Annotated in this window: 17 protein-coding genes; 16 read left to right on the top strand and 1 reads right to left on the bottom strand. The window is 71.3% G+C overall.

Going from position 1 to position 18,550, the window contains the following annotated elements:
• The first annotated feature begins 13 nt into the window (after positions 1-13).
• Both CW362_RS03245 and rpsD read left to right on the top strand, forming a co-directional pair.
• Entirely contained in the window at positions 14-1,369 is a 1,356-nt protein-coding gene (locus CW362_RS03245; protein ID WP_103547799.1) for a replication-associated recombination protein A, read from the top strand.
• A gap of 340 nt (positions 1,370-1,709) precedes the next feature.
• Positions 1,710-2,324, top strand: coding sequence for a 30S ribosomal protein S4 (rpsD, locus tag CW362_RS03240; RefSeq protein ID WP_037621164.1), 615 nt, complete (start codon positions 1,710-1,712; stop codon positions 2,322-2,324).
• A 39-nt stretch (positions 2,325-2,363) separates the two neighbouring features.
• Here rpsD and CW362_RS03235 read toward each other — a convergent pair whose 3' ends face one another.
• Complete coding sequence (locus tag CW362_RS03235) at positions 2,364-4,532, bottom strand: ATP-binding protein (RefSeq protein ID WP_103547798.1); 2,169 nt, start codon at positions 4,530-4,532, stop codon at positions 2,364-2,366.
• Between the two features lie 161 nt (positions 4,533-4,693).
• Here CW362_RS03235 and CW362_RS03230 point away from each other — a divergent pair, with 161 nt between their 5' ends.
• The 14 genes from CW362_RS03230 to nusB all read left to right on the top strand — a co-directional run bounded on the left by CW362_RS03230 (position 4,694) and on the right by nusB (position 18,472).
• A complete protein-coding gene (locus tag CW362_RS03230; RefSeq protein WP_162683949.1) occupies positions 4,694-5,128 on the top strand; it encodes a DUF948 domain-containing protein in 435 nt (144 codons plus the stop codon).
• A gap of 7 nt (positions 5,129-5,135) precedes the next feature.
• Positions 5,136-5,489 carry a DUF6167 family protein gene (locus CW362_RS03225; protein WP_103547796.1) on the top strand — a complete coding sequence of 118 codons (354 nt, stop codon included), beginning with the start codon at positions 5,136-5,138 and terminating at the stop codon, positions 5,487-5,489.
• The gene (alaS, locus tag CW362_RS03220) at positions 5,489-8,161 is read left to right on the top strand and encodes an alanine--tRNA ligase (RefSeq protein ID WP_103547795.1); all 2,673 of its coding nucleotides are present in this window, start codon (positions 5,489-5,491) and stop codon (positions 8,159-8,161) included. Before CW362_RS03225 ends, alaS begins: the two co-directional genes overlap by 1 nt.
• 11 nt (positions 8,162-8,172) lie before the next feature.
• Entirely contained in the window at positions 8,173-8,637 is a 465-nt protein-coding gene (ruvX, locus tag CW362_RS03215; protein ID WP_103547794.1) for a Holliday junction resolvase RuvX, read from the top strand.
• A 123-nt stretch (positions 8,638-8,760) separates the two neighbouring features.
• Positions 8,761-10,617: an endolytic transglycosylase MltG gene (gene mltG / locus CW362_RS03205; RefSeq protein WP_103547793.1), complete on the top strand. Its 1,857-nt coding sequence runs from the start codon at positions 8,761-8,763 to the stop codon at positions 10,615-10,617.
• Positions 10,598-11,437 (top strand): shikimate dehydrogenase, encoded by an 840-nt coding sequence (locus CW362_RS03200; protein WP_103547792.1) that lies wholly within the window; start codon positions 10,598-10,600, stop codon positions 11,435-11,437. The genes mltG and CW362_RS03200 overlap by 20 nt, the downstream gene beginning before the upstream one ends.
• A gap of 52 nt (positions 11,438-11,489) precedes the next feature.
• Entirely contained in the window at positions 11,490-11,888 is a 399-nt protein-coding gene (locus CW362_RS03195) for a hypothetical protein (protein ID WP_240657627.1), read from the top strand.
• A gap of 174 nt (positions 11,889-12,062) precedes the next feature.
• Positions 12,063-13,247 carry a chorismate synthase gene (gene aroC / locus CW362_RS03190; protein WP_103547791.1) on the top strand — a complete coding sequence of 395 codons (1,185 nt, stop codon included), beginning with the start codon at positions 12,063-12,065 and terminating at the stop codon, positions 13,245-13,247.
• 29 nt (positions 13,248-13,276) lie between these two features.
• Positions 13,277-13,759: a shikimate kinase gene (locus CW362_RS03185; protein WP_103547927.1), complete on the top strand. Its 483-nt coding sequence runs from the start codon at positions 13,277-13,279 to the stop codon at positions 13,757-13,759.
• Positions 13,756-14,847 carry a 3-dehydroquinate synthase gene (gene aroB, locus CW362_RS03180; protein ID WP_103547790.1) on the top strand — a complete coding sequence of 364 codons (1,092 nt, stop codon included), beginning with the start codon at positions 13,756-13,758 and terminating at the stop codon, positions 14,845-14,847. Before CW362_RS03185 ends, aroB begins: the two co-directional genes overlap by 4 nt.
• A gap of 192 nt (positions 14,848-15,039) precedes the next feature.
• Positions 15,040-15,933, top strand: coding sequence for a Pro-rich N-terminal domain-containing protein (locus CW362_RS03175; RefSeq protein ID WP_103547789.1), 894 nt, complete (start codon positions 15,040-15,042; stop codon positions 15,931-15,933).
• A 369-nt stretch (positions 15,934-16,302) separates the two neighbouring features.
• Positions 16,303-17,409: an aminopeptidase P family protein gene (locus tag CW362_RS03170; protein WP_103547788.1), complete on the top strand. Its 1,107-nt coding sequence runs from the start codon at positions 16,303-16,305 to the stop codon at positions 17,407-17,409.
• Between the two features lie 59 nt (positions 17,410-17,468).
• Positions 17,469-18,035 carry an elongation factor P gene (efp, locus tag CW362_RS03165; protein WP_103547787.1) on the top strand — a complete coding sequence of 189 codons (567 nt, stop codon included), beginning with the start codon at positions 17,469-17,471 and terminating at the stop codon, positions 18,033-18,035.
• A 2-nt stretch (positions 18,036-18,037) separates the two neighbouring features.
• Entirely contained in the window at positions 18,038-18,472 is a 435-nt protein-coding gene (nusB, locus tag CW362_RS03160) for a transcription antitermination factor NusB (protein WP_103547786.1), read from the top strand.
• Positions 18,473-18,550: the final 78 nt, after the last annotated feature.

The following is an 18,550-nucleotide window of genomic DNA, read 5'->3' as shown; positions in this document are numbered from 1 at the left end:
TAAGGTTCTTGACGTGGAGCCCGACCTGTTCACCGCCGCCGCAGAAGAACGCCAGGAGAAGGACCCCGCCGGCAGCCCCCTGGCCGTGCGGATGCGCCCGCGCACCCTCGACGAGGTCGTGGGGCAGCAGCATCTGCTCAAGCCGGGTTCTCCCCTGCGCAGGCTCGTGGCCGAGGGGAGCGGCGGTCCGGCCGGACCGTCCTCGGTGATCCTCTGGGGCCCGCCGGGCACCGGCAAGACGACCCTCGCGTACGTCGTCTCCAAGGCCACCGACAAGCGCTTCGTGGAACTGTCCGCGATCACCGCGGGCGTCAAGGAGGTGCGCGCGGTCATCGACGGCGCCCGCCGTGCCGTCGGCGGCTTCGGCAAGGAGACCGTCCTCTTCCTGGACGAGATCCACCGCTTCAGCAAGGCCCAGCAGGACTCCCTCCTCCCGGCCGTGGAGAACCGCTGGGTGACGCTGATCGCCGCGACCACCGAGAACCCGTACTTCTCGGTGATCTCGCCACTGCTCTCCCGCTCCCTCCTGCTCACCCTCGAACCGCTCACCGACGACGACCTGCGCGGCCTGCTGCGCCGGGCGCTCGTCTCGGAGCGCGGCCTCAAGGACTCCGTGGCCCTGCCCGGGGACGCCGAGGACCATCTGCTGCGGATCGCCGGCGGCGACGCCCGCCGCGCCCTGACCGCCCTGGAGGCCGCGGCCGGCGCCGCCCTCGACAAGGGCGAGCCGGAGATCACCCTCCAGACGCTGGAGGAGACCGTCGACCGCGCCGCCGTGAAGTACGACCGCGACGGCGACCAGCACTACGACGTGGCGAGCGCACTCATCAAGTCCATCCGAGGCTCCGACGTGGACGCCGCCCTGCACTACCTGGCCCGGATGGTCGAGGCGGGCGAGGACCCCCGCTTCATCGCCCGCCGTCTGATGATCTCCGCCAGCGAGGACATCGGCCTCGCCGACCCGAACGCGCTGCCCATAGCCGTGGCGGCCGCCCAGGCCGTCGCGATGATCGGCTTTCCCGAGGCCGCGCTCACCCTCAGCCACGCCACCATCGCCCTGGCGCTGGCCCCGAAGTCCAACGCCGCGACGACGGCCATCGGCGCCGCCCTGGAGGACGTGCGCAAGGGGCACGCGGGTCCGGTGCCGGCCCATCTGCGCGACGGGCACTACAAGGGCGCGGCCAAGCTCGGGCACGCCCAGGGGTACGTGTACCCGCACGACCTGCCCGAGGGCATCGCGGCCCAGCAGTACGCGCCCGACGGGCTCACGGACCGGCGGTACTACGCGCCGACCCGGCACGGAGCCGAGGCGCGGTACGCCGACGCGGTGGAGTGGACCAGGAAGCACCTCGGTGGAGGGCGTGCCTGAGCACCCTGTAGCATGGCTCGAAGCGCTGAGTCCCGTGTCCGGCTCCGGTCGGCACCACCAGAACGGGACATCCAGCCGGAGCCCCCGCCTCCACGGGGGGATTCCAGGAGCGTCGCGCACCGTCGAAGGTGTCGCGGGCAGCCCACCACCACCCGGATTCCCGGGAGCGGCCGGTGGGCCACTCGCGTGCTGCACGTATGTGCCCAGACCCAGGAGCGGCTGCCCGCCCCGTCCCCGTGGATCTCCACAGCGGCGAGGAGGGTTTCCCGGGCTGCGGATTGCGACCTCCCCTAACCCTGGTGAAGCCGTATTCGCATCAGAAACATGAGGTGTTTGGTTCATGGCGAACCAGTCCCGCCCCAAGGTCAAGAAGTCGCGTGCGCTCGGTATCGCGCTGACCCCGAAGGCCGTCAAGTACTTCGAGGCCCGCCCCTACCCGCCGGGTGAGCACGGCCGTGGCCGCAAGCAGAACTCGGACTACAAGGTCCGTCTGCTCGAGAAGCAGCGTCTGCGCGCGCAGTACGACGTGTCCGAGCGCCAGCTCGTCCGCGCCTACGAGCGTGCCTCCAAGGTCCAGGGCAAGACCGGTGAGGCCCTGATCATCGAGCTGGAGCGTCGTCTCGACGCGCTGGTCCTGCGTTCGGGCATCGCCCGCACGATCTACCAGGCCCGCCAGATGGTCGTTCACGGCCACATCGAGGTCAACGGCCAGAAGGTCGACAAGCCCTCGTTCCGCGTCCGTCCCGACGACGTCGTGATGGTCCGCGAGCGCAGCCGCAGCAAGACGCTGTTCGAGGTTTCCCGCGCGGGCGGCTTCGCCCCCGACGGCGAGACCCCGCGCTACCTCCAGGTGAACCTCGCCGCCCTGGCCTTCCGCCTGGACCGCGAGCCGAACCGCAAGGAGATCCCGGTGATCTGCGACGAGCAGCTCGTCGTCGAGTACTACGCCCGCTGATCTTATTGCAGCGGACGCGGTACCACCTGCGCGTCAGTGTCAGCCCGTCGTCTCCCCGCCCTTCGAGGTGGGCGAGACGGCGGGCTCTCGCACGTCCGGGGGCAGTCTGCGCGGCGACGGCACCGCCCCGAGCGGCGGGACCCCGGCACCGCCCAGCGCACGGGCGACCGCCGCGTCCCGCCCGAGCAGCTCTCCCGCCCGCACGCACTCCTCGTAGCGCTCGTCACCCAGCTGCTGCCGGGAAAGGGCCGCACAGCGCTCGTGCGGCGCGTTGTAGTACGCCGAACCGAACAGCGGCAGGCCCACCGACGGCCACATCCGCGACGCCGCCCCCTGGAGCAGCGCCGCCTCGGCCGGATCACCCTCCACCGCCGTGATCAGGGCGAGCAGCTCGACCGAGAGGACGGTGCCGAGCAGATCACGGAAGCCGTGCGCGATGCCGAGCCCCCGTTCCAGCAGGCCGCGGCCCCGTGCCGGATCGCCTTCGGCCTGGGCCTGGTAGGCGAGGACATAGAGCGCGTACGCCAGCGCCCAGCGCTCCCCGTGGTCCTCGCAGACCCCGCGGACGTCCTCGCACAGCTGCACCGCGCCCGGCATGTCGCCCTGGAAGGCGAGCGCCATCGCCAGTTCGATCTGGCCCATCAGCACATTGCTGTTGAGCTCGCCGATCGCGTGGTAGCGGTCCAGCGCCGAGCGCAGCAGGACCTCGGCGCGCGCCATGTCGTCCGTGACCAGGGCCAGACAGCCGGTGCGGTGCTCGGCGTAGGCGAGGGCGACGGCGTTCTCGCAGCGCTCCGCCTCCTCGCGGCACTCCTGGAGCGCGGACAGCGCGGGCACCGGGTCCCCCTGGAGGACCGCCACGTAGCCGAGCACCCACAGGGCCTTCAGCCGCGACTGGTCGCGGTCGCCGTCGAGCTCGACGCTGCGCTCCAGCCAGTGCCGGCCCTCGGCGAGCCGGCCGCAGCCGACCCAGTAGAACCACAGCGAGCCCGCCAGGTACTGGCCCAGATGCGCCTCGCCGGGTTCGGTGAGCGAGTACTCCAGCGCGCAGCGCAGATTCGGCAGTTCCGTCTCGACGCGGACCGCGACCTCGCCCTGCCGCGGCGAGAACCAGTCCAGCTCGCACCAGGTGACCAGGCCCATGTACCAGTCGCGGTGGCGACGGCGCAGCCGCTCCGCGTCGCCCGTCGCCGCCAGCCAGTGCGCGCCGTAGGCCCGGACCGTGTCCAGCATCCGGTAGCGCACGCCCGCCGCGGTCTCCTCGCGCGACAGCACCGACTGCGCGAGCAGTTCGCCGAGCACGTCGAGGACGTCGCCGGCGTGCAGTCCGTCCCCGCTGCACACGTATTCGGCGGCTTCCAGGTCGAACTGCCCGGCGAACACCGACAGCCGCGCCCACAGCAGCCTCTCTCCCGGAGTGCACAGTTCGTGGCTCCAGCCGATCGCCGTCCGCAGGGTCCGGTGCCGGGGCGACGCGTCGCGCACACCGCCGGTCAGCAGCCGGAACCGGTCCTCCAGCCGGGCGAGGAGCTGCGCGGGGGAGAGGACGCCGACGCGTCCCGCCGCCAGCTCCAGCGCCAGCGGGATCCCGTCGAGGCGCAGGCACAGCTCCCGGACGTCGGAGGCGTTCCCCTCGTCCAGCGCGAAGCCGGGCACCCGGGCCGTCGCCCGGTCCGTGAACAGCTCCACCGCCTCCGCCACGTCCAGCGGGGCCAGCGGGAACACCCGCTCGCCCGCGATGTCCAGCGGTCTGCGGCCCACGGCGAGCACCCGCAGCCCGGGTGTCCGCCGCAGCAGCTCGCCCACCAGCGAGGCGCTCGCGTCCACCAGGTGCTCGAAACCGTCCAGGACCAGCAGGAGCCGACGCCCGGCGACGTGGTCGAGCAGCACCTGACGGGGAGACTTCGCCGTGTGGTCCGTCAGACCGAGGGCCTCGGCCACGGCGTGGCCGACGAGTTCCGGATCGCGCACCGCGGACAGGTCCACGCGCCACACCCCGTCGCGCACGTCCGTCCCCGCCGCGGCGTGCGCGGCGAACCGCGACTTGCCGACGCCCCCCATGCCGGTCACGGTGACCAGGCGGACCGTCTCCAGCGCCTCGGCCAGCCGGGCGAGCTCCGCGGAGCGCCCCACGAACGCGTCGAGTTCCAGAGGCAGATTGCCGGGTACGCCGGGAGCGGAGCGCCGTACGGGCTGAGAACGCTGCATGAGATACGGAGCGTACTGACCCGTTAGCGCTCCGTACAATCGGTTCGCGCAACTCCACACTCCGGAGCGGATTAATGCGGTACGGAGCCCCGGCCCCGGCGCGATAGGCTCGGGTGACGACTTTTCGATGTTCAGGCACACAGTCAGGGAGCGGGTGCACAGTGTCCGGTGGTGAGGTGGCCGGGATCCTGGTGGCCGTCTTCTGGGCGATCCTGGTCTCCTTCCTCGCCGTCGCGCTGGTGAGGCTGGCCCAGACGCTCAGGGCGACCACCAAGCTCGTGGCGGACGTGACCGAACAGGCCGTCCCGCTCCTGGCCGACGCCTCCGAGGCGGTGCGCTCCGCGCAGACGCAGATCGACCGGGTCGACGCCATCGCGTCGGACGTCCAGGAGGTCACGTCGAACGCCTCGGCGCTGTCGACGACCGTCGCCTCCACGTTCGGCGGCCCGCTGGTCAAGGTCGCGGCGTTCGGCTACGGCGTGCGCCGGGCCATCGGAGGCCGTCGAGAGAATGTGCCCGACAAAGCGTCCCGGCGTACCGTGATCGTGGGCCGCACCGTCCCGTCCGCGCGGCGGGGAAAGCGGAAGAAGGACTGACGCAGCGATGTTCCGCCGTACGTTCTGGTTCACCGCGGGCGCAGCCGCGGGTGTATGGGCCACCACCAAGGTCAACCGCAAGCTCAGGCAGCTGACCCCCGAGAGCCTCGCGGCGCAGGCCGCGAACAAGGCGATCGACGCGGGCCACCGGCTCAAGGAGTTCGCGCTCGACGTCCGCGACGGGATGGCCCAGCGCGAGGCCGAACTCGGAGAGGTGCTCGGCCTGAACGGGCACCCCGACCCCGAACTGCCCACGCAACGCCGCATCCGCGCGATCGGCGGCGGGCAGCCCGGCGACAACAAGCAGATCAAGTACATCGACAACACGACGTACTCGTACAACCGGAATGAGGACCACTGATGGAGTCGGCTGAAATCCGCCGCCGCTGGTTGAGCTTCTACGAGGAGCGCGGTCACACCGTCGTCCCTTCGGCGTCGCTCATCGCGGACGACCCGACTCTGCTCCTGGTCCCCGCCGGCATGGTCCCCTTCAAGCCGTACTTCCTCGGTGAGGTCAAGGCCCCCTGGGCCCGCGCCACCAGCGTGCAGAAGTGCGTGCGCACGCCCGACATCGAAGAGGTCGGCAAGACCACCCGCCACGGCACGTTCTTCCAGATGTGCGGCAACTTCTCCTTCGGCGACTACTTCAAGGAAGGCGCCATCACCTACGCCTGGGAGCTGCTCACCTCGCCCCAGGACAAGGGTGGTTACGGCCTCGACCCCGAGCGCCTGTGGATCACGGTCTACCTCGACGACGACGAGGCCGAGACCATCTGGCGCGACAAGATCGGCGTCCCGGCCGAGCGCATCCAGCGCCTGGGCAAGAAGGACAACTACTGGTCCATGGGCGTCCCGGGCCCCTGCGGCCCGTGCTCCGAGATCAACTACGACCGCGGCCCCGAGTTCGGCGTCGAGGGCGGCCCGGCCGTCAACGACGAGCGCTACGTGGAGATCTGGAACCTGGTCTTCATGCAGTACGAGCGCGGTGAGGGCATCTCGAAGGACGACTTCGAGATCCTCGGTGAGCTGCCCAGCAAGAACATCGACACGGGCCTCGGCCTCGAGCGTCTCGCCATGATCCTGCAGGGCGTGCAGAACATGTACGAGATCGACACGTCCATGGCCGTCATCAAGAAGGCCACCGAGCTGACCGGCGTCGAGTACGGCGCCGCCCACGACTCCGACGTCTCGCTGCGCGTGGTCACCGACCACATGCGCACCTCCGTGATGCTCATCGGCGACGGTGTGAGCCCCGGCAACGAGGGCCGCGGCTACGTGCTGCGCCGCATCATGCGCCGCGCCATCCGCAACATGCGTCTGCTCGGTGCCACCGGACCGGTCGTCAAGGACCTCATCGACGTCGTGATCGGCATGATGGGCCAGCAGTACCCGGAGCTCGTCACCGACCGGCAGCGCATCGAGACCGTGGCCCTCGCCGAGGAGGCCGCCTTCCTCAAGACGCTGAAGGCCGGCACGAACATCCTCGACACGGCCATCACCGACACCAAGTCGTCCGGCGGCACGGTCCTCGCCGGCGACAAGGCGTTCCTGCTCCACGACACCTGGGGCTTCCCGATCGACCTCACCCTCGAAATGGCCGCCGAGCAGGGCCTGTCGGTGGACGAGGACGGCTTCCGCCGCCTGATGAAGGAGCAGCGGGACAAGGCCAAGGCCGACGCCCGCGCCAAGAAGACCGGCCACGCCGACCTCGGCGCCTACCGCCAGATCGCCGACGCCGCCGGCGAGACCGACTTCGTCGGCTACGACGGCACCGAGGCCGAGTCGACGATCGTCGGCATCCTCGTCGACGGCGTCTCCTCCCCGGCCGCCACCGAGGGCGACGAGGTCGAGATCGTCCTCGACCGCACCCCGTTCTACGCCGAGGGCGGCGGCCAGATCGGTGACACCGGCCGCATCCGGGTCGACTCCGGTGCCGTCATCGAGATCCGCGACTGCCAGAAGCCCGTCCCCGGTGTGTACGTCCACAAGGGTGTCGTCCAGGTCGGCGAGGCCACCGTCGGTGCCAAGGCCCAGGCCACCATCGACGTACGCCGTCGCAAGGCCATCGCCCGCGCCCACTCGGCCACGCACCTCACGCACCAGGCGCTGCGCGACGCGCTGGGCCCGACGGCCGCCCAGGCCGGTTCCGAGAACCAGCCCGGCCGCTTCCGCTTCGACTTCGGCTCCCCGTCCGCCGTCCCGACGGCCGTGATGACGGACGTCGAGCAGCAGATCAACGAGGTGCTCGCCCGCGACCTGGACGTCCAGGCCGAGGTCATGAGCATCGACGAGGCCAAGAAGCAGGGCGCCATCGCCGAGTTCGGCGAGAAGTACGGCGAGCGCGTCCGCGTCGTGACCATCGGCGACTTCTCCAAGGAGCTGTGCGGCGGCACGCACGTGCACAACACCGCCCAGCTCGGCCTGGTGAAGCTGCTCGGCGAGTCGTCCATCGGCTCCGGCGTGCGCCGCATCGAGGCCCTGGTCGGCGTCGACGCCTACAACTTCCTGGCCCGTGAGCACACGGTCGTCGCCCAGCTCCAGGAGCTGGTCAAGGGTCGTCCGGAGGAGCTTCCGGAGAAGGTCTCCGCCATGCTCGGCAAGCTGAAGGACGCCGAGAAGGAGATCGAGAAGTTCCGCGCGGAGAAGGTCCTGCAGGCCGCCGCCGGTCTGGTCGAGTCCGCCCAGGACGTGAACGGCGTGGCCCTGGTCACCGGTCAGGTCCCGGACGGCACGGGCGCCGACGACCTGCGCAAGCTGGTCCTCGACGTGCGCGGCCGCATCCAGGGTGGACGCGCCGCCGTCGTGGCCCTGTTCACCGTCGTGGGCGGCAAGCCGCTGACGGTCATCGCCACCAACGAGGCCGCCCGTGAGCGCGGTCTGAAGGCCGGCGACCTGGTCCGCGGCGCCGCCAAGACCCTCGGCGGCGGCGGTGGCGGCAAGCCGGACGTCGCCCAGGGCGGCGGCCAGAACCCGGCCGCCGTCGGCGAGGCCATCGACGCGGTCCAGCGCCTCGTCGCCGAGACGGCCAAGTAAGGGCCGCGGACATGCGCAGAGGACGTCGGCTCGCGATCGACGTCGGGGACGCCCGGATCGGGGTCGCCTCGTGCGACCCCGACGGGATCCTCGCGACTCCGGTGGAGACGGTCCCGGGACGTGACATCCCGGCCGCCCACCGCCGACTGAGGCAACTCGTCGAGGAGTACGAGCCGATCGAGGTCGTCGTCGGACTCCCTCGCTCCCTCAAGGGGGGCGAGGGCCCGGCCGCGGCCAAGGTCCGCGCCTTCGCCCAGGAGCTCGCGGAAGGGATCGCTCCTGTTCCGGTACGGCTCCTGGATGAGAGGATGACCACGGTCACGGCCGGCCAGGGCCTGCGTGCCGCGGGTGTGAAGACGAAGAAGGGCCGGTCGGTGATCGACCAGGCTGCGGCAGTCGTCATCCTGCAGCAAGCCCTGGAATCCGAACGGGTGTCAGGCAAGTCGCCCGGAGAGGGCGTCGAAGTGGTCATGTGATCGCGATACGGTAACGTTCCGCCCGATGCGGTGGTGTTCGAACAGCCGTCGCACAGTAAAGAGGCGGACGGGAGCCGGGCCACGCGAGCCGGCCGCTGCCGGCTCGCGGCTCGTAGGGGATCGATGACTGAGTATGGCCGGGGCCCTGGCTCCGAACCGTGGCATCCGGAGGACCCGTTGTACGGGGACGGCGGATGGGGCGGGCAGGCCGCCGACGGCCAGTCCGCCTACGACGGCGGCCAGCCGCAGCACTATCCGCAGCAGCAGGGCGACTGGGGCCAGGGTCAGCAGTACCAGGGCCAGCAGCAGTACGCGCAGCAGGGCCAGCACGGGCAGTATCCCGGCCAGCAGCAGTACCAGGGTCAGCAGTACCAGGGTCAGCAGTTCCAGGGCCAGCAGTACCCCGGCCAGGGCCAGCAGCAGTACTCCGGCCAGGGGCAGCAGCAGTACCCGGGGCAGGGTCAGCAGCAGTATCCCGGCCAGGGTCAGCAGTACCCGGGTCAGGGTGGTCAGCAGTACCCCGGCCAGGGGCAGCAGTACCCGGGTCAGGGCCAGCAGCAGTACGCCGACAGCGGCAGCGGTGCGCAGCCGCAGGTGCCGTACGCGGCCGACCCCGCCGACCCCTACGCGGGCCAGTACGCGGGCGAGCAGCCCGACCTCTACAACACGCCCGAGGCCTATCCGCCGCCCGAGCCGCCGGCCCGGCGCGGCGCCGAACCCGAACCCGAACCCGAGTCCGAGTCGGACTGGGACCCGGGACCGGACCAGGGCGAGCACGCCTTCTTCGCCGGTGACGACGACGAGGACGACGACCTCGACGAGGACGACGACCCGAAGGAGCGCCGGGGCCGCGGTGACCGCAAGGAGCGCGGGGGCAAGGAGCGCGGGGGCGGCAAGGGCAAGAAGAGCCGCAACGGCGTCGCCTGCCTGGTGGTCGTCCTGGTCTTCGGCGGCGGTATCGCCGGAGCCGGGTATTTCGGGTACCAGTACTACCAGAATCGTTTCGGCTCCGCCCCCGATTTCGCGGGCGAGGGCTCGGGGCAGGTTCCCGTCGAGATCGCCAAGGGCGAGGGCGGCTATGTGATCGGCCAGAAGCTCAAGGCGGCCGGTGTCGTCAAGAGCGTGGACGCGTTCGTGTCGGCCCAGGCGGAGAATCCCAAGGGCAAGACGATCCAGGCGGGCGCCTACATCCTGCGCAAGGGGATGTCGGCCAAGAGCGCCGTCGCGCTGATGCTCGACCCCAAGAGCCAGAACAACGTGACCGTGCCTCCCGGGACCCGCAATGCCCAGGTGTACGCGGCGATCGACGCGAAGCTCGGCCTCGCCAAGGGCACCACCAGCGCCGTCGCGAAGAAGAAGTACAAGACCCTCGGGCTTCCGAGCTGGGCGAACAGCAACAAGGACATAAAGGATCCCCTGGAAGGGTTCCTCTACCCGCTCACGTATCCCGCCGCCAAGGGGATGAAGCCCGAGACCGTGCTGAAGAGCATGGTCGCGCAGGCCGACAAGAGGTACGCGGCGATGGGACTCGTGGCGAAGGCGAAGGCACTCAAGCTCGACGATCCGCTGCAGGTGGTCACGGTCGCGAGCCTGGTCCAGGCGGAGGGCAAGACGCACGACGACTACCGCAAGATGGCCGAGGTCGTCTACAACCGCCTGAAGAGCACCAACACCGAGACCAATCAGAAACTTCAGTTCGACTCGACCTTCAATTACCTGAAGGGGCAGAGCAAGATCAATATCGGTGAGTCCGAGATCAACAGCAATCCGGACCCGTACAACACGTATTACCATCGGGGTCTGCCGCCCGGTCCGATCGGCAATCCCGGTGACGACGCCTTCAGGGCGGTGTTCAACCCCACGAAGGACGGCTGGATGTACTTCGTGGCGACCGACGGTCAGAACAACACGGAATTCGCCAAGACGCTCGCCGAATTCGAGAAACTCAAGGACAAGTTCAATGCCAGCTCGGGCAACTGATGCCCGCCGGGCCGCGGTGCTCGGTTCGCCGATCGCCCATTCCCTCTCCCCGGTGCTGCACCGCGCGGCGTACCGGGAGCTGGGTCTCGGTGACTGGGCGTACGACCGCTTCGAGGTCGACGAGGAGGCGCTGCCCGCTTTCGTCGGGGGCCTCGGACCGGAGTGGGCCGGACTGTCGCTGACCATGCCGCTCAAGCGGGCCGTCATGCCGCTCCTCGACGAGATCAGCGAGACGGCCGCCTCCGTCGAGGCGGTCAACACCGTCGTGTTCACCGAGGACGGGCGGCGCGTCGGGGACAACACCGACATCCCCGGGATGGTCGCCGCGCTGCGCGAGCGGGGCATCGAACAGGTCGATTCGGCCGCCGTCCTCGGCGCCGGCGCCACCGCCTCCTCCGCGTTGGCCGCCCTCGCGCGGATCTGCACCGGCGAGGTCGTCGCGTACGTCCGGAGCCGGGAGCGGGCCGCCGAGATGCGGCAGTGGGGCGAGCGCCTCGAGATCGAGGTGCGCACCGAGGACTGGGCAGACGCCGAACAGGCGCTGCGGGCGCCCCTGGTGATCGCCACGACGCCGGCCGGGACCACGGACGCGCTGGCCGCCGCCGTCCCGGGGCGCCCCACGACCCTCTTCGACGTGCTGTACGACCCCTGGCCGACCGACCTCGCGGCGCGCTGGTCCGCGTACGGCGGGGCCGTCGTCGGCGGACTCGACCTGCTCGTCCACCAGGCGGTGCTCCAGGTGGAGCAGATGACCGGACGGCACCCGGCCCCCGTGGACGCCATGAGGAAGGCGGGGGAGCACGCGCTCGCCTCCCGCTAAGATCCACTGAGTTCCGCAGGGGGCGGAGCGAGGGGTCAGGGGAGTCAGGTACATGACCGACATGTCCACCGGGGTGCCGCTGGCGTCCGGCAGGAGCGAGATCTTCGAGCTCGTCCTGAAGTTCATACTGTGGTTCATGCCCGGCTGGGTGCAGGTCATGGTGCTCGCGCTGGTTGTGCTCGCCGTCGTCGGCTCGTGGACCCTCAAGCTCAAGCGCAAGATCCAGTACCGGCGCGCCGTGCGGACGGGGCAGCCCGTGCACGCCGCGGCGCAGTACGGACAGGGGCGTGGCGCGGATTATCTGGGCGCGTACGCCCCCCAGGAGAACCAACTCCAGGAGAACCAGCCGCAGCAGAACCAGCCCCAGCAGACCCCGGCGTCGGCCGGGCCGAGCGGTGCCGACTTCCCCGGCGACCACGCGCCGGTACAGGGACAGGACGGGGCGCGCTGAGTCCGCCGTCCGCGCCCGGCCGTCCCGCCTGATGGACCTGCGGCCTGTTTCCGCCCCCGAACGTGGGAGGATCGGACATGGCGGGCCAGGGCCGCGCACCCGGTCGCGCCGTCGCCGTACGCGAGGACACGTGTACGCAGCAGCAGTACCAGGGCGCGAGCATGAGGAGCACCGTTGAGCAGGTTGCGCTGGCTGACCGCGGGGGAGTCCCACGGTCCCGCACTTGTCGCGACGCTGGAGGGCCTTCCCGCCGGCGTGCCGATCACCACGGAGATGGTGGCGGACCACCTCGCCCGGCGGCGCCTGGGTTATGGACGCGGTGCCCGGATGAAGTTCGAGCGTGACGAGGTCACCTTCCTCGGCGGCGTCCGGCACGGCCTCACCCTCGGCTCCCCGGTCGCGGTCATGGTCGGCAACACCGAATGGCCCAAGTGGGAACAGGTCATGGCGGCCGACCCGGTGGACCAGGAGATCCTCGACGGTCTCGCCCGCAACGCCCCGCTGACCCGCCCGCGGCCCGGCCACGCCGACCTCGCGGGCATGCAGAAGTACGGCTTCGACGAGGCCCGGCCGATCCTGGAGCGCGCCTCCGCCCGTGAGACCGCGGCCCGCGTGGCGCTCGGCGCCGTCGCCCGGTCGTACCTGAAGGAGACGGCCGGGATCGAGATCGTCTCCCACGTCGTCGAGCTCTGCTCAGTGAAGGCTCCGGGGGGCGTCTACCCCACCCCGGCCGACGTCGAGAAGCTCGACGCCGACCCGCTGCGCTGCCTCGACGCCGACGCCTCGAAGGCGATGGTCGCGGAGGTCGACCAGGCCCACAAGGACGGCGACACGCTCGGCGGCGTCGTCGAGGTGCTCGCGTACGGCGTCCCCGTCGGCCTCGGCTCGCACGTCCACTGGGACCGCAAGCTGGACGCCCGTCTCGCCGGCGCCCTGATGGGCATCCAGGCGATCAAGGGCGTCGAGATCGGCGACGGCTTCGAGCTGGCCCGGGTTCCCGGCTCCCAGGCCCACGACGAGATCGTCTCCACGCCCGAGGGCATCCGCCGCGTCTCCGGCCGCGCCGGCGGCACCGAGGGCGGTCTGACCACCGGCGAACTGCTGCGCGTCCGCGCCGCGATGAAGCCGATCGCCACCGTGCCGCGCGCGCTGGCCACCGTCGACGTCGCCACCGGCGAGGCCGCCAAGGCCCACCACCAGCGCTCCGACGTCTCCGCCGTCCCGGCCGCGGGCATCGTCGCCGAGGCCATGGTCGCCCTCGTCCTCGCGGACGCGGTGGCCGAGAAGTTCGGCGGCGACTCGGTCACCGAGACCCGCCGCAACGTCCGGTCCTACCTCGAGAACCTGGCCATCCGGTGACCGCCCCGCGGCTGGTCCTCGTCGGCCCGATGGGGGTCGGCAAGTCCACGGTGGGCGCGCTCGTCGCCGAGCGGCTCGGCTGTGCCTACCGGGACACGGACGACGACATCGTGGCCGCCGAGGGCCGCAGCATCGCCGACATCTTCGTCGAGGAGGGCGAGCCCGCGTTCCGCGCCCTCGAGAAGGAGGCGGTGCGCGCGGCGCTCGCCGGGCACGACGGCGTCCTGGCGCTGGGCGGCGGCTCGGTCCTCGATGCCGACACCCGCGCGCTGCTCGCCGGCCACCAGGTCGTCTACCTCTCCATGGACGTGGAGGAGGCGGTGCAGCGCACCGGCCTGAACGCGGCCCGGCCGCTGCTCGCCGTCAACCCGCGCAAGCAGTGGCGCGAGCTGATGGAGGCCCGCCGCCACCTGTACACCGAGGTCGCCCGCGCGGTCGTGGCGACCGACGGACGCACCCCCGATGAGGTCGCCCAGGCGGTCCTCGACGCACTGGAGTTGAAGGAAGCATGAGCGAGGCAGTGACCCGGGTCCAGGTCGGCGGCACCGCGGGCACCGACCCCTACGAGGTCCTGATCGGCCGTCAGCTCCTCGGCGAACTCGGCACCCTGATCGGCGAGAAGGCCAAGCGTGTCGCCGTGATCCACCCCGAGGCGCTCGCCGACACCGGTGAGGCGCTCCGCGCCGACCTGGCGGAGCAGGGCTTCGAGGCCGTCGCCATCCAGGTGCCGAACGCCGAGGAGGCCAAGACCGCCGAGGTCGCGGCCTACTGCTGGAAGGCGCTGGGCCAGTCCGGCTTCACCCGCACCGACGTGATCGTCGGCGTCGGCGGGGGCGCCACCACCGACCTCGCCGGTTTCGTGGCGGCGACCTGGCTGCGCGGGGTCCGCTGGATCGCCGTTCCCACCACCGTGCTCGCCATGGTCGACGCGGCGGTGGGCGGCAAGACCGGCATCAACACCGCCGAGGGCAAGAACCTCGTCGGCGCCTTCCACCCGCCCGCGGGCGTGCTGTGCGACCTGGCCGCGCTCGACTCGCTGCCGGTCCACGACTACGTCTCCGGGCTCGCGGAGATCATCAAGGCCGGCTTCATCGCCGACCCGGTGATCCTGGACCTCATCGAGTCCGACCCCGAGGCGGCCCGGACGCCGGCCGGCCCGCACACCGCCGAGCTGATCGAGCGCTCCATCAGGGTCAAGGCCGAGGTCGTCTCCGGGGACCTCAAGGAGTCGGGGCTGCGCGAGATCCTCAACTACGGCCACACGCTCGCCCACGCCATCGAGAAGAACGAGCGCTACAAGTGGCGGCACGGCGCCGCCGTCTCCGTCGGCATGCACTTCGCCGCCGAACTGGGCCGCCTCGCGGGCCGGCTGGACGACGCGACCGCCGACCGGCACCGCACGATCCTGGAGTCCGTCGGTCTCCCGCTCAGCTACCGCTACGACCAGTGGCCCAAGCTCGTGGAGAACATGAAGGTCGACAAGAAGTCCCGCGGCGACCTGCTGCGCTTCATCGTCCTCGACGGACTGGCCAAGCCGACCGTCCTGGAGGGCCCGGACCCGGCCGTCCTGCTCGCCGCCTACGGCGAGGTCGGCGAGTAGCCGACCGCGCCGCGCGGGGTCTTATCCTCCGAAGCGCACCTGCTCAGCCCGTTTTGCCTCTCCTTCCCGGGCACTTCGCACCGTCCCCGGCCGTTCACACAACGGCGGCCGGGGAAGGTACCGTTCAGTAGCGACGGGGCCCGCGTCCCGTCCGCCAGCGCTCATCGCCTGTACGAGACGGAGTGGCACCGGATGCAGCACGCAGTGGGGGCTCCGCTGCCGCCCCACCAGCCGGGGCGAGGGCCGGCCGTCGGCTGGTCGCCGGCCGGACAGTACCCGGGGCAGCAGGGTCCCGCGCCCGCTCCGGGCTTCGCCGGCGCGCCGGTGCCGCCCGGCGCCCCGCCCGCCCAGGCGCCACAGCACCATCTGCCGCCGCATCAGATGCCCCCGCAGCCTCCGCAGCACCCGTCGGTGCAGCCTCCGCCGCATCCGCCCGTGCCGGACGGCACCGGGCATGTGCAGCTCCCTCCGGGCGTCTCGGTGGCCATGCCGAGCCCGCCGCCCGCCACGGGCGCGCCCGACCCCGCGGCGACCACGCTCGCGGTCCTGCTCATCGGCCCCGCGGGCGCGGGGAAGACCAGCGTCGCCAGGTACTGGGCGGACCACCGCCGGGTTCCCACGGCCCACATCAGCCTCGACGACGTACGCGAATGGGTGCGCTCGGGCTTCGCCGACCCGCAGTCGGGATGGAACGACCATTCCGAGGCGCAGTATCGTCTCGCCCGCCGCACCTGCGGCTTCGCCGCCCGCAACTTCCTGGCCAACGGCATCTCGTGCATCCTCGACGACGCGGTCTTCCCCGACCGGCCGGTCGTCGGCCTCGGCGGCTGGAAGCGGCACGTGGGCCCCGGGCTGCTGCCGGTCGTGCTCCTGCCGGGCCTGGAAGTGGTCCTGGAGCGCAACGCGGAGCGCTCCGGGAACCGCAGGCTCAGCGACGAGGAGGTCGCGCGGATCCACGGCCGGATGGCCGGCTGGTACGGCTCCGGGCTCCCGATCATCGACAACTCGCAGCTCGACGTGGCGGCCACGGCCCACGTCCTGGACGAGGTCCTGGCCCGCGCGATCGCCAGCCCGCCGCAGTGGTGAGACCGGCCGCTCCCCGGCACCGGTGAGACCACCCGTTCCGCCGCGGTGGTGAGGCCGTCGGGCCCGCCCCGATGACGAACCGACCGGACGGCCGTCGTACGAGGCGGTGGACTTCCGCCGCGTGAGTTCCCTGTCGTACCCGGCGGTCTGCCGCTCGGGTCCGCCGTCCTGCCCGGCGGGGGCGTCCGTGCCGGGCAGGACCATCGGTGTGCCCGGCACGGGGACCTCGGCCGTCGGGCTCGCCGCCGTGCCCGGGCAGGGTTCCCGCCCGTCGCGGTCGCGTCCCGCATCCGTCCCTCCGAGGCGGAGGACTACCCGTCCGGCCCTCTGGACCGGCGACATCCGGCCACCGCTCGTAGGCTCGGTTTCATGCCAGAGGTGTACGCGACCCGCAGAGAGCGGCTCCGGGAGCGCTGTACGGCGGGCGGCAGCGCGGCGGCGCTCGTCACCCGTCCCGCCAACGTGAGGTATCTCGCCGGAGCCGCGCCGCTCGGCGCGGTACTCCTGCTCGGCAGCGAGGAGGACGTGCTGCTGTGCGACGGCCCTCCGTCCGGCGAAGCCGCGGAGGGGCGCCCCGACGAGGCGCTGGAGGTCCGGGTGCTGTCGCGCGCCGGCGGTGATCCGGCCGTCGCCGCCGCCGGTGCGGCGGCCGATCAGGGCGCCGACTCCCTCGCGGTCGAGGAGCACCACCTGACCGTGACGCGGCACCGCGCCCTCGGCTCGGTCGCGCCGCGGCTGCGCCTGGCCGACCTGGGCGGCGCGGTGGAGCAGCTGCGCGTGATCAAGGACGAGGAGGAGATCTCCGCGCTGCGGATCGGCGCCGAGATCGCCGACCAGGCGCTCGGTGAACTCCTCGAATCCATTCTCGTCGGCCGTACGGAACGCCATCTCGCCCTGGAGCTGGAGCGCCGTCTCGTCGACCACGGCGCGGACGGACCGGCCTTCGCGACCTCGGTCGGCACCGGCCCGAACTCGGGACGCCGCGGCCACCGGCCCACCGACCGGCGTGTCGAGGAGGGCGACTTCCTCTCCGTCTGTCTCGGCGCGACCTACCGCGGCTACCGGTGCGAGATCGGCCGTACGTTCGTGATCGGCACCTCGCCCGCCGACTGGCAGATCGAGCTGTACGACCTCGTCTTCGCCGCCCAGCGCGCCGGACGGGAGGCGTTGGCACCCGGCGCCGCCTACCGGGACGTGGACCGCGCGGCCCGCCAGGTACTGGATTCCGGGGGCCGCGCGGAAGGCCTTCCGTCCCTGACGGGGCACGGTGTCGGGCTCGAAATCGACGAGGACCCGCAGCTTGCCCCCGCGGCCATGGGTAAACTGGACGCTTGCGTGCCGGTCACCGTCGAACCGGGGGTCCACCTCCCGGGCCGGGGCGGTGTCAGGATCGATGACACGCTCGTCGTACGCCCCGAGGCGGACGGCGGACCCGAGCTACTCACCATCACGACCAAGGAACTGCTCGCGCTCTAGCCTTCGGGCTGCGCGCGTGCGCCGGGGTCGTCCACGTCAGTCCAGGAGATTCCGCAACCGTGGCTTCCACGAACGACCTCAAGAACGGCCTGGTGCTCAAGCTCGAAGGCGGCCAGCTCTGGTCCGTCGTCGAGTTCCAGCACGTCAAGCCCGGCAAGGGCCCGGCCTTCGTGCGCACCAAGCTGAAGAACGTGCTCTCCGGCAAGGTCGTCGACAAGACGTTCAACGCCGGCGTCAAGGTCGAGACGGCCACGATCGACAAGCGCGACATGCAGTTCTCCTACATGGACGGCGAGTACTTCGTCTTCATGGACATGGAGACGTACGACCAGCTCATGGTCGCCCGCAAGGCCGTCGGCGACGCCGCCAACTTCCTCATCGAGGGCTTCACGGCCACCGTCGCCCAGCACGAGGGCGAGGTGCTCTTCGTCGAGCTGCCGGCCGCCGTCGAGCTGGTCATCCAGGAGACCGAGCCGGGCGTCCAGGGCGACCGCTCCACCGGTGGCACCAAGCCCGCCACCCTGGAGACCGGTCACCAGATCCAGGTCCCGCTCTTCATCACCACCGGTGAGAAGATCAAGGTCGACACCCGCACCAGCGACTACCTCGGCCGGGTGAACAGCTAACCGTGGCTGCCCGCAACACGGCCCGCAAGCGCGCCTTCCAGATCCTCTTCGAGGGCGACCAGCGCGGTGTGGACGTCCTGACGGTCCTCGCGGACTGGATCCGGCACTCCCGGTCCGACACCCGGCAGCCGCCGGTCAGCGAATACACGATGGAGCTGGTCGAGGGCTACGCCGCCAAGGCGCGGCGGATCGACGAGCTCATCGCGCAGTACGCCGTCGGCTGGACGCTGGACAGGATGCCGGTCGTCGACCGCAACATCCTGCGCCTCGGTGCCTACGAGCTGATCTGGGTCGACGAGACCCCGGACGCCGTGGTGCTCGACGAGGCGGTGCAGCTGGCGAAGGAGTTCTCCACGGACGAGTCGCCCTCGTTCGTGAACGGCCTGCTGGGCCGGCTGAAGGACCTGAAGCCCTCGCTCCGCCGCGACGAGAACTGACTCGGCAGCCGTAGCCGTACGGCCCCGGGGGGCGTACGGAACGCCGGAGGGCCCGCAGCGTGATCGCTGCGGGCCCTC

The sequence above is a fragment of the Streptomyces populi genome (assembly GCF_002911015.1).
In the GTDB taxonomy this organism is placed as follows: Bacteria; Actinomycetota; Actinomycetes; order Streptomycetales; family Streptomycetaceae; genus Streptomyces; species Streptomyces populi.
The sequence above is the reverse complement of the archived record's forward strand: the minus strand, read 5'-3'. Positions and strand labels throughout refer to the sequence as shown.

Coding starts and splice junctions, on each gene's coding strand:
- rpsD (WP_037621164.1), top strand. CDS start 1,710: ATGGCGAACCAGTCCCGCCCCAAGGTCAAGAAGTCGCGTGCGCTCGGT.
- CW362_RS03235 (WP_103547798.1), bottom strand. CDS start 4,532: ATGCAGCGTTCTCAGCCCGTACGGCGCTCCGCTCCCGGCGTACCCGGC.
- CW362_RS03225 (WP_103547796.1), top strand. CDS start 5,136: ATGTTCCGCCGTACGTTCTGGTTCACCGCGGGCGCAGCCGCGGGTGTA.
- alaS (WP_103547795.1), top strand. CDS start 5,489: ATGGAGTCGGCTGAAATCCGCCGCCGCTGGTTGAGCTTCTACGAGGAG.
- ruvX (WP_103547794.1), top strand. CDS start 8,173: ATGCGCAGAGGACGTCGGCTCGCGATCGACGTCGGGGACGCCCGGATC.
- mltG (WP_103547793.1), top strand. CDS start 8,761: ATGACTGAGTATGGCCGGGGCCCTGGCTCCGAACCGTGGCATCCGGAG.
- CW362_RS03200 (WP_103547792.1), top strand. CDS start 10,598: ATGCCAGCTCGGGCAACTGATGCCCGCCGGGCCGCGGTGCTCGGTTCG.
- CW362_RS03195 (WP_240657627.1), top strand. CDS start 11,490: ATGACCGACATGTCCACCGGGGTGCCGCTGGCGTCCGGCAGGAGCGAG.
- CW362_RS03185 (WP_103547927.1), top strand. CDS start 13,277: ATGGGGGTCGGCAAGTCCACGGTGGGCGCGCTCGTCGCCGAGCGGCTC.
- aroB (WP_103547790.1), top strand. CDS start 13,756: ATGAGCGAGGCAGTGACCCGGGTCCAGGTCGGCGGCACCGCGGGCACC.
- CW362_RS03175 (WP_103547789.1), top strand. CDS start 15,040: ATGCAGCACGCAGTGGGGGCTCCGCTGCCGCCCCACCAGCCGGGGCGA.
- CW362_RS03170 (WP_103547788.1), top strand. CDS start 16,303: ATGCCAGAGGTGTACGCGACCCGCAGAGAGCGGCTCCGGGAGCGCTGT.